At 72.1% G+C, this 16,465-nt stretch carries 11 protein-coding genes and 1 tRNA gene; 3 read left to right on the top strand and 9 right to left on the bottom strand.

Features of this window, described 5'->3' with window-relative positions; translation table 11 throughout:
- Positions 1–151: 151 nt before the first annotated feature.
- Together ACFVH2_RS12115 and ACFVH2_RS12110 are read right to left on the bottom strand one after the other, a co-directional pair.
- A complete protein-coding gene (locus ACFVH2_RS12115) occupies positions 152–568 on the bottom strand; it encodes a holo-ACP synthase (protein ID WP_378427335.1) in 417 nt (138 codons plus the stop codon).
- Positions 569–9,859 carry a fatty acid synthase subunit beta domain-containing protein gene (locus tag ACFVH2_RS12110; protein ID WP_378427336.1) on the bottom strand — a complete coding sequence of 3,097 codons (9,291 nt, stop codon included), beginning with the start codon at positions 9,857–9,859 and terminating at the stop codon, positions 569–571.
- A gap of 487 nt (positions 9,860–10,346) precedes the next feature.
- Between ACFVH2_RS12110 and ACFVH2_RS12105 the strand changes: the two genes are divergently transcribed.
- The 3 genes from ACFVH2_RS12105 to ACFVH2_RS12095 all read left to right on the top strand — a co-directional run bounded on the left by ACFVH2_RS12105 (position 10,347) and on the right by ACFVH2_RS12095 (position 11,261).
- Positions 10,347–10,431: transfer RNA gene (locus tag ACFVH2_RS12105), tRNA-Leu, on the top strand.
- A gap of 78 nt (positions 10,432–10,509) precedes the next feature.
- On the top strand, positions 10,510–10,905 hold the full coding sequence (locus tag ACFVH2_RS12100) for a transcriptional regulator (protein ID WP_378427338.1): 396 nt from the start codon (positions 10,510–10,512) through the stop codon (positions 10,903–10,905).
- Positions 10,902–11,261, top strand: coding sequence for a DUF3817 domain-containing protein (locus ACFVH2_RS12095; RefSeq protein ID WP_378427340.1), 360 nt, complete (start codon positions 10,902–10,904; stop codon positions 11,259–11,261). Before ACFVH2_RS12100 ends, ACFVH2_RS12095 begins: the two co-directional genes overlap by 4 nt.
- Positions 11,262–11,340: 79 nt before the next feature.
- Here the strand turns inward: ACFVH2_RS12095 and rdgB are convergent, their stop codons facing one another.
- The 7 genes from rdgB to clpS form a co-directional block, all read right to left on the bottom strand.
- Positions 11,341–11,958 carry an RdgB/HAM1 family non-canonical purine NTP pyrophosphatase gene (rdgB, locus tag ACFVH2_RS12090; protein ID WP_378427342.1) on the bottom strand — a complete coding sequence of 206 codons (618 nt, stop codon included), beginning with the start codon at positions 11,956–11,958 and terminating at the stop codon, positions 11,341–11,343.
- Complete coding sequence (rph, locus tag ACFVH2_RS12085; protein ID WP_378427344.1) at positions 11,951–12,739, bottom strand: ribonuclease PH; 789 nt, start codon at positions 12,737–12,739, stop codon at positions 11,951–11,953. Before rph ends, rdgB begins: the two co-directional genes overlap by 8 nt.
- Before the next feature lie 21 nt (positions 12,740–12,760).
- Complete coding sequence (locus tag ACFVH2_RS12080; protein WP_378427376.1) at positions 12,761–13,519, bottom strand: cyclic nucleotide-degrading phosphodiesterase; 759 nt, start codon at positions 13,517–13,519, stop codon at positions 12,761–12,763.
- A 109-nt stretch (positions 13,520–13,628) separates the two neighbouring features.
- Positions 13,629–14,273, bottom strand: coding sequence for a rhomboid family intramembrane serine protease (locus ACFVH2_RS12075; RefSeq protein ID WP_378427378.1), 645 nt, complete (start codon positions 14,271–14,273; stop codon positions 13,629–13,631).
- A gap of 126 nt (positions 14,274–14,399) precedes the next feature.
- Positions 14,400–15,473, bottom strand: a complete 1,074-nt coding sequence (locus ACFVH2_RS12070) for a P1 family peptidase (protein ID WP_378427346.1) — start codon at positions 15,471–15,473, stop codon at positions 14,400–14,402.
- Positions 15,470–16,042: a DUF2017 domain-containing protein gene (locus ACFVH2_RS12065; RefSeq protein WP_378427348.1), complete on the bottom strand. Its 573-nt coding sequence runs from the start codon at positions 16,040–16,042 to the stop codon at positions 15,470–15,472. Before ACFVH2_RS12065 ends, ACFVH2_RS12070 begins: the two co-directional genes overlap by 4 nt.
- Before the next feature lie 58 nt (positions 16,043–16,100).
- Positions 16,101–16,448 carry an ATP-dependent Clp protease adapter ClpS gene (gene clpS / locus ACFVH2_RS12060; protein ID WP_378427349.1) on the bottom strand — a complete coding sequence of 116 codons (348 nt, stop codon included), beginning with the start codon at positions 16,446–16,448 and terminating at the stop codon, positions 16,101–16,103.
- Positions 16,449–16,465 lie beyond the last annotated feature (17 nt).

Below are 16,465 nucleotides of genomic sequence, written 5' to 3'. Positions count from 1 at the left end.
GGTTCGTCGTCGGACACTTCGAACAGCCTCGTCCTTTCGTTCTACGCCGATGGACGGGCCGTGTCCGTCGCTTGGGCGGATTGAACCGTGCACGAACGAGGCCGGCCGACGGATTGCTCCGCCGGCCGGCCTCGTGTGGTCGAACCGATGCTCAGTTCCCGCCGGGAACGACGAGGTCCGGTTCCTCGATCACGACCATTGCGCCCGCCATGTCACCGTCGTGGGTCAACGACAGGTGGATGATCGCGCCCGGTAGGAACTGCGCGGCCTCGTCGTGCAGCTTGATCGTCGGCCGGCCCCACGCGTCGTTGATCACCTCGATCTGCGCGTAGGCGTTGTCCCCGACCGCGGGCGGGCGGGCGAAGCGGGACGCCGCCCAGGCCTTGATCACGGCCTCCTTCGCCGCCCAACGGACCGCGTAGTGCCGCGCCGGGTCGGTGCTCTTGGACTCGCAGTAGCGCCGCTCCCCCGGCCGGAAGCTCGACTTCATCGCCGTGCCCGGCCGGGACAGCTGCTCCGCGAACTCGGAGACGGTCACCAGGTCGAAACCGATTCCCAGGATTGCCATCTAGCTGCACCCCGGCAGTCCGGACCGGTACACCTCGTCGTCACCGAGGCGCGCGTCCTCGGTGAGCAGGACGTCAGCCTCGAGCTGGCGGGCCGCCTTCGCCGGCACCGCGTCCCCGCCGAAGCGACGATCCGCCGGCCGCTCGTAGAGGTCCGCGCCGCCGCACATCGCCGAGGCGAGTCGGCGTTGTCCCTCGACGGTGCGCCGCTGCGACTGCTCGAGGTAGTCGAACCGCCGCTCGGCGGGGATCGACTCGACGAACGCCTGTGGGTGCACGACCGCGATCAGCCCGGACACGTGGCCGAAGCCGAGGCTGGTCAGCAGGCCCGCCTTGAGCGGGAACTGCCCACCGAAGCGCAGGGCCTCACGCGGCCACACCAGGTGGTCGAACTCGGCCATCTTGTCGTCGACGCAGTCGAGGCTGCGGTTCGGCGGCACCACGCCCTGGCTGAGCACCTGGCACAGGCCGATCAGCTGGAACGCCGCGGCGCCACCCTTCGCGTGACCGGTCAGCGACTTCTGCGAGACCACGAACAGCGGTGCGCCCGCACTGCGCCCCAGGGCCGACGCCAGCCGCTCGTGCAGCTCGGCCTCGTTGGGATCGTTTGCGGCCGTGGAGGTGTCGTGCTTGGACACCACCGAGATGTCGTCCGCGGTGACACCGAGCGCGTTGAGCGAGAGTGCCAGCTGCGAGTCCTGCCCGCCGCGACCGGCGCCGAGGGCGCCGATACCGGGGGCCGGGATCGAGGTGTGCACGCCGTCGGCGAAGGAACCGGCCCACGCCACGACACCGAGCACGGGCAGTCCCATCTCGAGCGCCAGGTCACCGCGCGCCAGCAGGATGGTGCCGCCGCCCGCCGACTCGACGAATCCGCCGCGACGACGATCGTTGGCGCGGGAGTAGCGGCGCTCGTCGATGCCCTTGGCCGCCATGTCCTCGCTCTTCGCGGTCGCGGACATGTCACCGAAGCCGACGATGCCCTCGATGCCGAGGTCGTCGAAGCCGCCGGCGACCACCAGCTGCGCCTTGCCGAGCCGGATCTTGTCCACGCCCTCCTCGACCGACACCGCCGCGGTGGCGCAGGCCGCGACCGGGTGCACCATCGCGCCGTAGCCGCCGACGTACGACTGGACCACGTGCGCGGCAATGACGTTCGGCAGCGCCTCCTGCAGGATGTCGTTCGCCCGCGACTCCCCCAGCAGGGTGTCGATGTAGAGCGAGCGCATCGAGGTCATGCCGCCCATGCCGGTGCCCTGCGTGTTGGCCACGGTCGACGGGTGCACCCAGCGCAGCAGCTCCGACGGGGTGAAGCCGCCGGTGAGGAACGCGTCCACCGTGGTGACCAGGTTCCACAGGCCGACCCGGTCCACCGACCCGGCCATGTCCGCGGGGATGCCCCACCTGGTGACGTCGAACCCGGTCGGGATCTGGCCGCCGACCGTGCGGGTCAGCTTCGCCTTGCGCGGCACCCGGATCTCGGTGCCGGCCCGGCGGGTGACCTGCCAGTCGCCGGTGTCGGGCTGCTGCGAGGCGACGGTGTGCTCGGGGTCGGAGTCGACGAAGGCGCGGGCCTCCGCCTCCGAACCGACCACGAAGCTCAGGTCCTTGTCCAGGAACACCGAGGTCAGCAGCGGCGCTGTGTTGTCGACCATGGCGCCCTCGTCGATGTAGGTGCGGATACCGCACCGCTCGACGACGGTGTCGTGGTACTTGTCGGCGATCTCGGCCTCGGGCACCAGCTCACCGGTCTCGGCGTCGTACCAGCCGGGCGTCGGGTCGTTCTCCCAGGACACCAGGCCGGTGTTCCAGGCCAGCTCGAGCACGCCGGCCGCCGAGAGCTGCTCGTCGACCTCCATCTCGAAACGGGTCCGGGCACTGCCGTAGGGGCCGAGCTCGCCTGCGCCGACGATGACGACCAGGTCGGACGGGTTGACGTCCAGCTCCGGCCACACCGGCGCGGGCAGCGCGTCGGAGATTCGCGGCGGTGCGGGCAGCGCGTCGACGGTGGCGACCGAGTCGTCCTCGGACTCGACCGCATCCTTCTCCGCGTCGGCCGCCTCGCGGGCCAGGGCCACCAGGTCCAGGTCGACCTCCGCGAGACCACCGGTCAGGTCCAGCTGGACCGGCGCGGCGGCGGCCGCGGTGACGGTCTCCGGGGTGCAGGCGGCCAGCAGCTGCGCGGCCATCTCGTCGGTGGACCAGGTGCGCACACCCTTTGCCTCGACGGCCTCGACCATCGGGTCGTTGCCGCCCATCAGCCCGGTGCCGCGCACCCAGCCGATCAGCGCGTGCACGAGGGTCACGCGCTCGGCCCAGGTGCGCTCGGCGTTCCAGCGCTTGACGACCGCGTCGAGCGCGGCCTTCGACTCGCCGTAGGCGCCGTCGCCGCCGAACAGGCCGCGGTTCGGGGAACCGGGCAGTACCACGTGCAGGTGGGTGTCCACGTCGCGGTCGTAGCCGATCTGCGACAGCCCGCCGATCAGCCGCTCGACCGACCACAGCAGCACCCGCATCTCCATCTCGGCGCGGGCGCCGGCGTCGGAGAGCTCGCCGGCCACCCGGGGCGCGGCGAACGGGAACAGCATCGTCGGGGTGACGGCCTCCTTGACCAGCTTCTTGGCACCGCCAGCGGTCTCCGTCTGCTCCTCGCCGATCCAGGAGATCAGCGCGTCGACGTCCGCGTAGGACGCCATGTTGGCGGGCACCACCCACAGTGCGGCGCCGGCACGGGCGTTGGCCCGGTACAGCTTCCGGTAGAAGCCGAGCCGCTCGGAGTCCAGCCGGGAGGTGGTCACGAACACCGTGGCCCCGCCGCGCAGCAGGCCGCCCGCGACCGAAGCCGCGATGGAGCCCTTGCTGGCGCCGGTGACGACCGCGACCTGATCCGACCAGTGGCCGCGCTCGTCGCAGCCGGTGGCGGCCGCCTCGGCGATTGCGGTGTACGCGCCGACGAGGTCCTCACGACCCTCCACCGCCGCGCGCTCACGCCACCAGTTCGCGTGCGCGGCAACGGTGTTGCCCGCGCCGGTGAAGTCGGCCTCGGTGACCGAGACGACGGTGGCGTGGTCGCCGACCCACAGCCGCGCCAGATCCTCGCGGGCGGTGGCCCAACGGTCGTCGATCAGCACCGCCCTGCGGGCGTCGAACGCCGGCGCGACCAGCCGCGGCCAGTCCGCGCCGAGCTCGGCGGAGACCAGGTCGGCGAGCTCGGTGTCGGCCGCGGCCGCCACCGTGGGCTCGTCCTGCAGGCCGAGCTGCTCGAGCACCAGCCGGGCCGCCGAGGCGAGCACGCCGTTGCGTCCGGTGATGTGCTCGGTGAACTCGCCCAGCGCCGCCGCGTCGACGGTGCCACCGGCGCCGCCGCCCGCGGACGGCATGGACACCGCGACCCCGCGGCGCGCCGCGACCGCCTGCACGGCAGCGTCGATCACCGTGTCCACCGCGGCGCCGTCGGCGAGCGCACCCTCGTGCAGCCCGCCCATCGCCCCGCCGCGGACGCTGGAGCCGTCGCGGGTGCCGAGGGCCACCTCGGCGGTGACGTGGCTGGCCCAGCCGGCGCCGAGTTCCCACACCTTGGTGACGCGATCGGCGATCGCGGCCGGACGCTTGCCGGACGGGCCGAACACCTTGCGCAGGTGGTCGTTCAGCGAATCGGTCAGCACCGGGCCGAACGGCTTGTAGGTGCGGGCCAGCTTGTTGACCGTGGTGCCCAGCGAGCCCATGTCCGCATCGGCGGCACCGTCGATGGCGCCGAGCGAGAGCTCCGAGCCGAGGTCGACGAGCAGCTGGTTGCGGCGCGAGGACACGCCGTCGCACAGCGCCTCGATGGTGTCGGCGGGGCCGATCTGGTCGAGCCGCAGCTTCGTCCACAGCGAGATCAGCACGGTCGTCGCGTCGGACGCCGCGAACGCGATGTCGTCGGGGCGCGGGCCGCCGGCGGGCGCCGCGGGGGCCGCCGCGGGAGCCGGAGCGGCGGCCGCGGGCGCGGCCTCGGCGGCCGGGGCTTCCGGCTCGTCGTCGACCGGTGCCGGGTCGGTGTCGGTGGAGTACACGACGCCGGCCTCGCGCTCGATGTTGAGCACCTCCACCGGTCCGCCGAAACGGCCGGGCAGCTTGAGGGTCTGCGATGCCAGGTTCGCGACCGTCGGGGTCGCGGCCAGGCCGATCTCGACGAACCGCTCGACGCCGAGACCACCGTCGACCTCGTCGCCGAACAGCAGGTCCTGCGTCTCGATCCACCGCACCGGGCTGGCGAACTGCCAGGCCAGCAGCTCGGCGAGCACCACGCGGGTCAGCGCGACCGGCTTCGCCGACCAGCTGTCGAAGTCCGCGAGGACCTCGACCAGCTGCTCCGACGGGACCAGGTCCGCGATCTCCTGGATGAAGTCGCGACCCAGGTTGAACGGCTTGGGCACCAGGTTCGGGATGTACCGGCCGATCAGGATGGCCGGGTCGATCTCCTCGGGCAGCAGCTTGAGCAGCCGCTCCCGGAAGTCGTCGACGCCGCCGCGCAACACGGTGGAGTGGAACGGCACGTCGATGCCGGGCACCAGGATGAACGCCCGCTTGCCGCCGAACTCGGCGCGCTTGCGGTCGATCTCCTTCTCGAGGGCGTCGAGGCCCGCGACGGTACCGGCGATCGCGTACTGCGACCCGCGCAGGTTCAGGTTGACGATCTGCAGGAACTCGCCGGTCTCGTCGGCGATTCCACCGACGAATGCCTCGAGGTCGGCGTCGTCGACACCGATCTGCGACGGCCGGATCGCGGCCATCCGGTAGTCCGAACGGCCCTGGGCGTCGCGCGGCACGAGCTCGTGCATCGCCGAACCGCGCTGGAACACCACCTCGAGCACCGCCTCCAGCGGCAGCACCCCGGCCACCGCAGCGAGCGCGTTGTACTCACCGACCGAGTGACCGGCCAGGTAGGAACCCTCGACGAAGGCGCCGGCCTCGCGCAGCTCCGCTACCTGCGCGACACCGAGGACCGCCATCGCGACCTGGGTGAACTGGGTCAGGTGCAGCACGCCGTCCGGGTGCTTGTGGGTGACGCCCCGCGCCTTCACGACGGTCGGGTTGTCGCGGACGATGGCGAGGATCGAGAAGCCGAGCGCCTCGCGGGTGTGCTTGTCAGCCCGGTCCCAGATCTCGCGGGCGGCCTTGGACCGGGCGCGGGCGTCGAGACCCATGCCGGGACGCTGGATGCCCTGGCCGGGGAAGGCGTACACGGTCTTCGGCGCGGCGGTGCGGCCGGTCGCGACCATCACCAGCTCGCCGTCGACGCGGCAGCCGACCTCGATGATCTCGGCGCCTGCGTCGTGCGCGATCCGGTCGACTCGGACGTCGATCTCGGCGCCGGGGCGCACCATGCCGAGGAAGCGGGCGGTCCACGCGGTCAGCCGGCGGGCCGGGACGGTGGCCTCCGGGTCGACCGCGATGACGACCTGCTGGGCGGCGGCCGAGAGCCACATGCCGTGCACGATCGGGCTGCCCAAACCGGCGAGCAGCGCGGCGTTGTCGGAGGTGTGGATCGGGTTGTGGTCGCCGGAGACCTTCGCGAAGGCGCCCATGTGACGCGGCGCGACGATCGCGGTCTGGCGGCGGCGGCGACGCGGGGTGTCGGTGGCTGCGTCGGTGAGCGAGCCGCCGGCGCGCTCCGGGTCGGCCAGCTCGGCCTTGCCGGTGCGGCCACGGATCGCGAACCGCTCGACCATCGTCGCGAAGGTCGGGGCGGTGGTGCCCTGCTCGCCGCGCATCGCGCCGACCTCGACGCGCACCTCGACGACCCGGCCGAGGTCGGTGTCGACGACGGAGGCGCCCTCCGCCTTGACGGTCAGCACGGCCGCATCGGTGGGCGGGGCGTCGACCAGCTCGACGGCGTGGTCGAGGTGGACGAGGTCGAGCATGCCCTCGATGGCGTGCACGCCGTCCTCGGTCTGCGCGGCGCCGAGCACCGCGAACACGGCCGGCCAGCAGGCACCGACGAGCACGTCCGGCACCGCGGAGACGCCCGGGGCCAGCGAGGCGGGCAGCCCGGAGGCGGTGACGCCGGAGTGGTCGGCGACCAGGTCCGGGATCCACGCGACGTTCAGGCGCGCCACGTCGTTCTTGACGGCGGGCAGATCCTGGCCCGCGGCCACCCCGAGCAGCGCCGACATGGCGGCCTCGGCGGCCTCGGCGGTGACGACCGGGGCGCCGCCGTCACGGGTGGACGCGGGCACGGTGATCGCGATGGTGACGGCGCGATCGCCCACCAGCGGCACCCGCAGCTCGACCCGCTCGGCGTCGAGGGCGCGCAGGCTGGCGCCGGACGGCACATGGGTGGCGCCGGCGTCGTCGGCGGTCCACTCGGCGAGCTCGCCGAGGCGGTGCACCGGGTTGCGGGTCAGCCGGGACGCCCACAGCACGTCCGGGGCGCCGAGCACGGTGGCCAGCAGGCCACGGGCGTCGGCGCGGCGACGGCCCTGCACCTCGGTCGGGGTGGCGCCGCCCGCGAGCAGCTCGTCGGTGGTGGCCTGCTCGAACCGGTCGAGCAGGTCGCCGACGGGCTCGTCGGCGCGGGTGATGCCCGCCACCGCGACCGTGCCCGGGATGATGCAGACCTGGTCGGCCGAGTAGCGCGGGTCGTGGGCCTGCCACAGCGAGTCCGAACGCCACCAGCGGCGCACGTCCTTGTCGATGACCGGCACGAAGTTCACCGGCTTGCCCGGCGTCTTGCACAGCGAGGTGAAGAACGGCACGTCCGCCGGGTGCAGCACGGTCGACGCGGCGTCCGGGTAGGCGGCCGCGAGCGCGCACAGCGCGGCCTCGGGACGCTCGAGGGTCAGCTCGTCGGCGAACCGGGTCCGGATCGGCCCGCGGTCGTTGCGGTGCAGCCGCGCCTCGGCGCGCTGCAGCATCTCGGCGAACCGGTCCCGCCAGGTGATGTCGAGCCAGACCGACTCGGTGGCGTCGGCGTAGGCCTCGGCCCAGTCGGTGCCGCAGTCGAATTCCTTGGCCGCGTCGATGCCGACGGTCAGCTCCAGGTAGCGACGCAGCCACCGCTCGTAGGTCATCGCGGCGACGTCGCCGAAGTACGGCTTGGCGGTGATGTCGAGGGCCGCGATGATCTCGTCGCGGCGCTTCGCGACCGCCTTCTCGTCGCCGGCGACCTCGTCGAGGAGGCGGCCGGTGCGGGAGGCGGCGTTGTCGATCTCGTGGATGTCGGCGCCGAGCTGGCTGCGGCCGGAGGCCATGCCGCCGGACGCGGTGCCCGCGGCGACCCAGTCGGGGGTGCCGGGGGTGTCGACCAGCATCTGCTTGACCTCGGGCGCGGTGGTGGCCTCGAGGGTCGCCATCGCCGCGGTGCCGACCAGGATGCCGTCGACCGGCATCGCCGGGTGGCCGAGCTGCTCGGACCAGCGTCCGGTCAGGTAGTCGGCGGCCCGCTCCGGGGTGCCGATGCCGCCGCCGACGCACACCACCAGGTTCGGCCGGGCGCGCAGCTCGGCGTAGGTGGACACGAGCAGGTCGTCGAGGTCCTCCCACGAGTGGTGGCCACCGGCGCGGCCGCCCTCGATGTGCGCGATCACCGGGAAGTGCGGCACCTCGGCGGCGATCCGGATGACCGACTTGATCTGGGCGATGGTGCCCGGCTTGAAGGCGACGTGCGTGATGCCCGCCTCGGTGAGCTCCTCGATGATCGAAACGGCCTCGTCGAGCTCGGGGATGCCCGCGGTGACGACGACGCCGTCGAACGGGGCGCCCGCGGCACGGGCGCGCGGGACGAGCCGCTTGCCGCCGACGTGCAGCTTCCACAGGTAGGGGTCGAGGAACATCGAGTTGAACTGCACCGCGCGACCCGGCTCGAGCAGCGTCTGCAGCTCGGCGACGTTGTCGGCGAAGATCTGCTCGGTGACCTGGCCGCCGCCGGCGAGTTCGGCCCAGTGGCCGGCGTTCGCGGCCGCCGCGACGATCTTGGGGTCGACGGTGGTCGGGGTCATGCCGGCCAGCAGGATCGGGGACCGGCCGGTGAGCCGGGTGAACGCGGTCTCCACCGCGACCTTGCCGCCGGGCAGCGAGACCAGGGTGGGCGCGAACTGCGTCCACGCCGGAGCCACCTCGGGGGTCGCGCCGGGGGTGAGCAGGTTCCGCTGTCCGCCGCGGGTGGCGGCGGCGATGATGCCGACGCCGCTGCCGCGCAGCCCGGAGGCGGTCATGCGGGTGAGCAGGTCACCGGGGCCCAGGTCGAGGATCCATGCGGCGCCGGCCTCGACCGCCGTGTCGACTGCGGTAACCCAGTCCACCGAGTCGGTCAGGCAGGCGCGGGCCATCCGGGTGGCGCGGTCGGCGTCGAGGCCGCAGCGCACCGCCCAGGCGCCGACGGTGTCGACGGCGTCCGCCAGGGCGGGGTGGTGGAAACCGACCTCGGCGGCGACGGGCTCGAACACCGGCGCGAACACGGCACCGCCGCGCTTCTTGTCCTCGCGCTCGCGGGCCTCGTCGGCGGCGATCTGCTCGGCGCGCTGCTGCACGCGGGCGAGCTGGGCGGGCGGGCCGGACAGCACGACGCGTCGGCGGCCGTTGCGGATGGCCATCACGGCGGCGCGGTCGGCGGCGAGGCCGGCGGCGACCTCGTCCACGATGGCCTGCATGCGCGCGGGGTCGACGTCGGAGACGGCGAGCATCGGGGCGCGGTCGGCGGTACCGATCACGCCGCGCCTGCGGCCGACCAGGACCGCGGCGGCACCGACGAGCTGGGCGATCGCGAGCAGCGCGCCGTCGGCATCACCGCTGTCGGCGACCGATTCGGCGGCGAGCAGACCCTGCGAGTGCCCGATCACGGCGGCCGGCGCGTGCTGTGCGGGGTCGAGGCCCTGCAGGCGCAGCGAGCGCAGCGCGGCCAGCTGGGTGAGGAAGACTCCGGGGAGCGAGACCGACGCCGAGGTCAGGGCCGCCGCGGACGGGCCGGCCGCGGGGGTGTCCTCGTCGGCGACGTCCTGCTCGAGGATCCAGCCGATCGGGTCGAAGCCCGCGGGGCGCACCACGAGCAGGTCGTGGGCGACCGGCTCGAGCAGCGCGGCCGCGGCGTTGACCAGGTCGGTCATCTCGGGCTCGAGGCCGTTGTCGCGGACCAGCTCCTCGAGGGGGGCGAGCCAGGCGGCGCCCTGGCCGCCGAACGCGAGCGCGTAGGGCTCGCCGGCAACCAGTCGGTCGCGCAGCGGCAGCTTGGCCGAGCTCGGCCTCGCCGGCGCGTACCGGGACCCTCCGGAGCCATCTCCGTTGCCCAGTGGTGTGCTCTCGTCGATCGTCACGCTGGATGGTCCTCTCCTGGTCGGTACCCACCGACGTCACAACCTCTCGCGGGCGCACAGGCGGTCCACGGGAAGTTCTTCGGGGGGCTCGATCAGGTTCGCACAGAATCATGAGGGGTTCCTCACGTTTGCCGACCGGCCGAGCGTTCTACCAGGTAGTAGGCGTGATCCAGGTCACGATACAGCCGTCCAAGTGACTCTGGAGTAGGAAACGAACCCGCTGGCTGAACCGAAAACCGGCGAGTAGCAAACCTGAGGAATCCCTCACATTGATCGTTATGAAACCGTTACTCATTGGCTTCGTCGCCCCCGCGCGGCGATTACCCCAATTGGGACGAACAGCGCATACAGCTCCTGACTACGGGTCCGAGACTCACCGACTCGAACCGCCTCGACCAGACGCCGAACTGGGCAGGCCGGAACAGATCCACGCACGACGTGTCCGACGCATCTCGCAGCGCCGCCGTGGCGTAGTCTGTTCCGGCACGCGCGAGTGGCGGAATTGGCAGACGCGCCAGGTTTAGGTCCTGGTGTCTCAGGACGTGGGGGTTCAAGTCCCCCCTCGCGCACCAGAACCCTCCCGTGACCTGTGACGGTCACCTCCCTCCACACCCTGTCTCGGGCCGCTTCGGCTCGGGTACCGTCGTGGGGTGGCCAGTTCACCCTCCCGTCGTCGACCAGCGCTGATTCTGTTCGTCGTCATCGCGGCGCTCGCGTGCCTGGCCCTCGGCTGGTGGCAGTGGACGAGGTACGAGTCGGCGGGCGGCACCGGGCAGAACCTCGGCTACGCCTTCCAGTGGCCCCTGTTCGCCGCGTTCGTCGTGTACGCCTACCGACGTTTCGTCCAGCTCGAGGACACCGCCCCGGAGGAGCGGTCGGCGGTCGCGAACGGCACCGAGCCCCGCGAGATCCCCACTGACCTGTTGCCGCAACGGGTCGAGACCCGCACCGAAACGTTGGACGCCGAGAACCCGGACGACGAGGCCCACCAGGCTTACAACAACTACCTCGCGCAACTGCGCGCAGCCGATAGGAGCACCACGTGAGCACGGCCCCCGAGGACACGGTCACCGCGACACCCGCCCGCGACACGAAGAAGATCGCAGGCGCGCTGCTTCGGTACCGCGTGCTCGCCTACGCCACCGGCATCTGGCTGCTCGTGCTCACCGCGGAGATGGTCGCCAAGTACATCTTCAAGGTCGACAACCTGCCGAGCTGGATCGCGATCGTGCACGGCTGGGTCTACTTCGTGTACCTGATCCTGACGATGGATCTCGCGGTGAAGGTGCGCTGGCCCGCGGCCCGGACCGTCGGCACGCTGCTGGCCGGCACCGTCCCGTTCCTGTCGTTCTTCGTCGAGCACTGGCGTACCCAGCAGGTCAAGCGCGACTTCGGGGTCTGACCGCCCTCCCCCTCGTTCCCGAATGGCCCACCCGTTCACTCTGACTGAACGGGTGGGCCATTCGGGAATTGACGGGCGGTCAGCGCGCGGCGAGGGCAGCGAGGTCCGGCACCAGCTGTGCCAGCGCTCGGCCGCGGTGGGAGGCCGCGTCCTTCTCCTGCGGGCTGAGCTCGGCGGCGGTGCGCCGCTCCCCCGCCGGCACGAACACCGGGTCGTAGCCGAAGCCGCCGTCGCCGCTCGGCTCCCGCGCGATCGCGCCGGGCCACGACCCGCGCACCACGCGTTCAGCGCCGCCCGGGACCACGAGTGCGCACGCCGACACGAACGCCGCACCGCGGCGCTCGTCCGGCACGTCCGACAGCTGCGCGAGCACCAGCGCGGTGTTCGCGGCGTCGTCGCCGTGGCCGCCCGACCAGCGCGCGGACAGCACGCCCGGCATGCCGTTCAACGCGTCCACCTCCAGCCCGGAATCGTCGGCGACGCAGGGCAGCCCGGTCGCGGCCGCGCCGTCCCGGGCCTTGGCCAGCGCGTTGTCCTCGAAGGTCGCGCCGGTCTCGGGCGCCTCCGGGAACTCGGGGACCTCGTTCAGCCCGACGAGGTCGATGCCGCTCACCCCGGCCGCCTCGAGCACCCGCCGAAGCTCCTTCAGCTTCTTGGCGTTTCGGCTGGCGACGAGCAGGCGGACCGGCTCAGGCACCGAACTTCTTCTTCGCCGCCTCGGACTCCTTCGGCTCGGGCAGCTCGCCCGGGTAGGGCAGCGCCAACGCCTGCTTCTGCACCTCGAACAGCTGCTCGCACCCGGCGAGTGCGGAGTCCAGCAGCTTGTCCAGCGTGGTGCGCGGGAAGGTCGCGCCCTCGCCGGTGCCCTGCACCTCGACCAGGGTGCCGGTGTCGGTCGCGACGACATTCATGTCGACCTCCGCCCGCGAGTCCTCCTCGTAGGGCAGGTCCAGGCGCACCCGTCCGTCGACGACGCCCACGCTGACCGCGGCGATCGCGCAGGAGAGCGGCTGCGGGTCGGCGAGCCGGCCGGCCGCGCGCAGGTAGGTGACGGCGTCCGCGAGCGCGACGTAGGCGCCGGTGATCGCCGCGGTGCGGGTTCCGCCGTCGGCCTGGAGGACGTCGCAGTCGATGGCGATGGTGTTCTCACCGATCGCGGCGAGGTCGATGCAGGCACGCAGCGAACGGCCGACGAGGCGGCTGATCTCCTGCGTGCGTCCGCCGACCTTGCCCTTGACCGACTCGCGGCCGCTGCGGGTGTGGGTGGCGGCGGGCAGCATCGCGTACTCGGCGGTCAGCCAGCCGAGGCCGGAGCCCTTCCGCCAGCGCGGCACGCCCTCCTCGACGCTCGCCGTGCACATCACCCTGGTGTTGCCGAACTCGACCAGCACCGATCCCGCCGGATGGCTGGTGAAACCTCGGGTGATTCGTACCTCGCGGAGTTCGTCGTCCGCCCTGCCGTCCAGTCGTCTGCTCACGGGCGCAAGCCTAGAGGACGATCAGATGTCGAAGACGTCCCCGGCGCTGACCGCGTGCACGGGACCGGAGAACTCGGCCTTGGCCTCGGCGATGACGTCCTCGCGGGAGGTCCACGGCGGGATGTGGGTCAGCAGCAGCTCGTCCACCCCGGCGAGCGCCGCGACCCGACCGGCCTCGGTCCCGGACAGGTGAATGCCCTGCGGACGGCTCGGGTGATGGGTCCACGACGCCTCGGACAGCAGCACGTTCGCGCCGCGCGCGAGCTCGACGACCTCGTCGCACATGCCGGTGTCGCCCGTGTAGACGATCGAACGGCCGTCGGGGTCGGTGAAGCGCAGCCCGTACGCCTCCGGCGGATGGAACACCCGGCGGGCCTGCACGCGCAGCGCGCCGAACTCGACCGCGGCGCCGTCGTCGAGGATGCGCAGATCGATGGTGTCGGTGATGTCGTCGGTCTCGCCCGCACATTCGGCGGACGCGGCCCCGATCCGGCAGGCTGTGTCGGTGGGTCCGTAGATGAGCGCCCGCCCCGACGGCGGATTCGGGTGGTACCGGCGCCACACGAGCAGACCCGGCAGGTCGAGGCAGTGGTCCGCGTGCAGATGCGTCAGGAAGACCGAAACCTCACCCGGGTCCGCGTATCGCTGGAGCGCGCCGAGCACCCCGGGACCGAAGTCGACGACCGCGGGTGGGGTGTCCGGCGCGGTCAGGAGGTAGCCCGACGCGGGCGAGTCGGGACCCCCGACGCTACCCGAACAGCCCAGGACGGTGATGCGCATGAATGCCATGCTGCCACGCTGACCGGATCCCGAATAACGTTCGGGGCGATTCGAGACGAACACGGCACATGCGAGGGGCTGCGCCAGCCGTCACACCCGGTCGCGCCGACTACGGCGCGAGGGCCTTCGCCGCCCGATCCTTGCGCACGTCGGAGGCGAGAATCCAGGCCGCCAGGACGCCGCCTACTGCACCGAAGAGGTGGCCCTGCCACGACATGCCGGGCACGCCGGGCAGCACGGCCCACAGCAGGCCGCCGTAGACGAACAGCACGACCACACCGAGCATCAACTGGCCGAAGTGCCTGGTGAACAACCCGCGCGCGATCAGGTAGGTGAGCCAGCCGAACACGAGCACCGAGGCGCCCAGATGGTTGCTGTTGGCGCCGCCGAACAGCCACGTTCCGAGGCCGCCGACGACCCAGATGATGCCGGTGGCGGCCAGGCCTCGCCCGATACCCGACAGCAGCACCAGGAAGCCGAGGACCAGCAGCGGAATGGTGTTCGCGACGAGGTGTCCCCAGCCGTAGTGCAGCACCGGCGCGAACACGATGCCCCACAGCCCGTCGAGGGTTCGCGGCTCGATGCCGCCGTTGTCGAGTCCGCCGCGGAAGAGCATGTCGACGAATTCGAGGACGTAGAGCGCGAACACGAACACGCCGATGACCATGGCCGCCTGCTGCCAGACCGGTCGCTCGCCCAGTGACCTGGTCGCAGGCGGAGACGACTTCCCCGGCGGCAGTCCGGCCGGGTTCATGTCGAACGCGTCGCTCGAACCACTGGGCAATGTCACGGCGACGGAACCTCTTTCGTCACGCCCGTCGGCGAATCGCCGGGGCTGGTTTCGCTACCTCGAGCCTACCGCCGCGACCCGACCGAAGGACTACGACGAGACGTCGAACGCCGACGGGAACAGGTCACGGTAGGTCGGGATGCCGGCGACCGGGGCGGCGGACAGCACGGCGTCCACGATGGCGCGGGCGACGACGTCCGCGGCGGCGGCGCAGACGGCGTCGAGGACCGGCAGCTCGGCGGGGAACGCCGCGGGCACCTCGACCCGTGCGGTCTCGGCGGTTCCGGTGGCGAGCGCGAACAGGGTGTCACCGTCGAGCGGCGAGTGTGCGGGACGGATCGCCCGGGCGAGTCCGTCGTGCCCGGCGACGGCGACGCGGCGGCAGCCGGCCTTGCTCAGTGCCGCGTCCGTCGCGACGACCCCGATGGTGGTGTTGAGCACGGTGCCCTTCTGCCCCAGTTCGACCGCCGCGTCCACCTCGGCGCGGTCCGGCGGCCGCAGGCCCCAACTCGCGGCGTCGGCGTATCCGACTCCCCAGGGCAGTCCGGTGCCCGGGTCGAACACCGAGCCGACCGGGTTCGCGACCACCAGCGCCGCGACCGTCACGCCCTCGGCGGGGCCGGCGCCGAGCACGACACTGGCCGTGCCGACTCCGCCCTTGAGGATCCCCGCGCGAGCCCCCGTGCCCGCCCCGACCGAACCGCGGGCGAAGTCCGCCGCGGCGGTATCGATCGCGAGGTAGCCGTGGTCGGCGGTGGGCCGGACCGACCACTCGCCGACGGGCAGGTCGAAGATGACGGCGCCCGGCGCGATCGGGACGACGTGCCCCTGCGCGTCCATCGGGATGCCACGGCCTCGCTCCTCGAGCCACCGCATCACCCCGTCGGCGGCGGCGAGTCCGTACGCGCTGCCACCTGTGAGCAGCACCGCGTCCACCTGCTGCACGCTGTGGCTCGGATCGAGCAGGTCCGTCTCCCGGGTCCCCGGGCCGCCGCCGCGCACGTCCACGGCCGCGGTGGTTCCGGCGGGCGCGAGCACCACCGTGCATCCGGTGGCCCGGCCCGAGCCGAGGGTCGCGTCCTCGTCGAGTTCGTGATGGTGCCCGACCAGCAGCCCGTCCACGTCGGAGAGCGAGTTGCGCGACCCAGTCGTGGGCCCCGTCACGGCAGCAGGACCTGTACGAGTGAGTCCTGCATCCAGGTGAGCCAGTGGTAGACGTCCAGGTGCGGGGCGCGTGGGTCGTCGGGGTCGAGCTCGTCCGGGGTGTCGGCGTCGATCCCGATGGTGGTGCCCAGCGCGAGGCGAACGTCATTGAGCCCGGACAGCCAGGCGTCGGCCTGCTCGGGGGTGAGCACCACCTTGCCGCCCTCGGCGGGGACGGTCTTCAGGATCACCGACCCGGCCGCCAGTTTCGCGTCGATGATGTCCGGCTCGTGCAGGCTGCGCAGCGCCCCGCTGGCGTCCGCGGTCCGGTCCCCGTCCGCAATCGCGTCCTCCGGCCGGAAGAAGTCCGGCAGCAGCCGGGCCAGTGCGGCATCCGTCGGCGCGGTGGAGTTCCCGGTCCGCAGGCCGGTCAGTTCGGCGAGGTCGTCCTGCGGCGCGGACTCGGACCGGTCCTCGAGCAGGGAGAGCACCGAGGTCACCAGCGACCGCAGCACCGACGCCTCACGCGCATCCATCTCGGAGCGAATCTTGACGCCGCTCAGCGAGTTCTTCCGACTCCATGTGCGCACCGTGGATACCTACAGGTCCTCTCGAGGTGGTGTTGAGACCGTCGCGGGAGGTCCCGCGTCAGCTGTCCCGCTGCATCGTGGCCCAGAGACCGGCCATGTGCAGCCGCTGCACGTCGTGCTCCATCTTGTCGCGCGAGCCGGAGGAGACCACCGCCTTGCCCTCCTTGTGCACCTGCATCATCAGATCCGTTGCCTTCTGTTTGCTGTAGCCGAAGAGCTTCTGGAAGATGTAGGTCACGTAGTGCATGAGGTTCACGGGGTCGTCCCATACGACCGTCACCCAGGGACGGTCCTGCGCCTCGTCGGCATCGGTGATCTCCTGCTCCGCAGGCAGCACCTGCGGCGCCGGGGCGGGCATGCTCGCCGTCGGGGCCACCATCGGGAACTCGGTTGGGCATGGGGCCATGCCCCCAGCCTACGACG

Origin of the sequence: Rhodococcus sp. NPDC127527 (assembly GCF_042672245.1) — a bacterium.
Classification (GTDB): domain Bacteria; phylum Actinomycetota; class Actinomycetes; order Mycobacteriales; family Mycobacteriaceae; genus Rhodococcus_G.
Note: the sequence above shows the minus strand (reverse complement) of the source record. Positions and strands in the feature narration are given on the sequence as shown.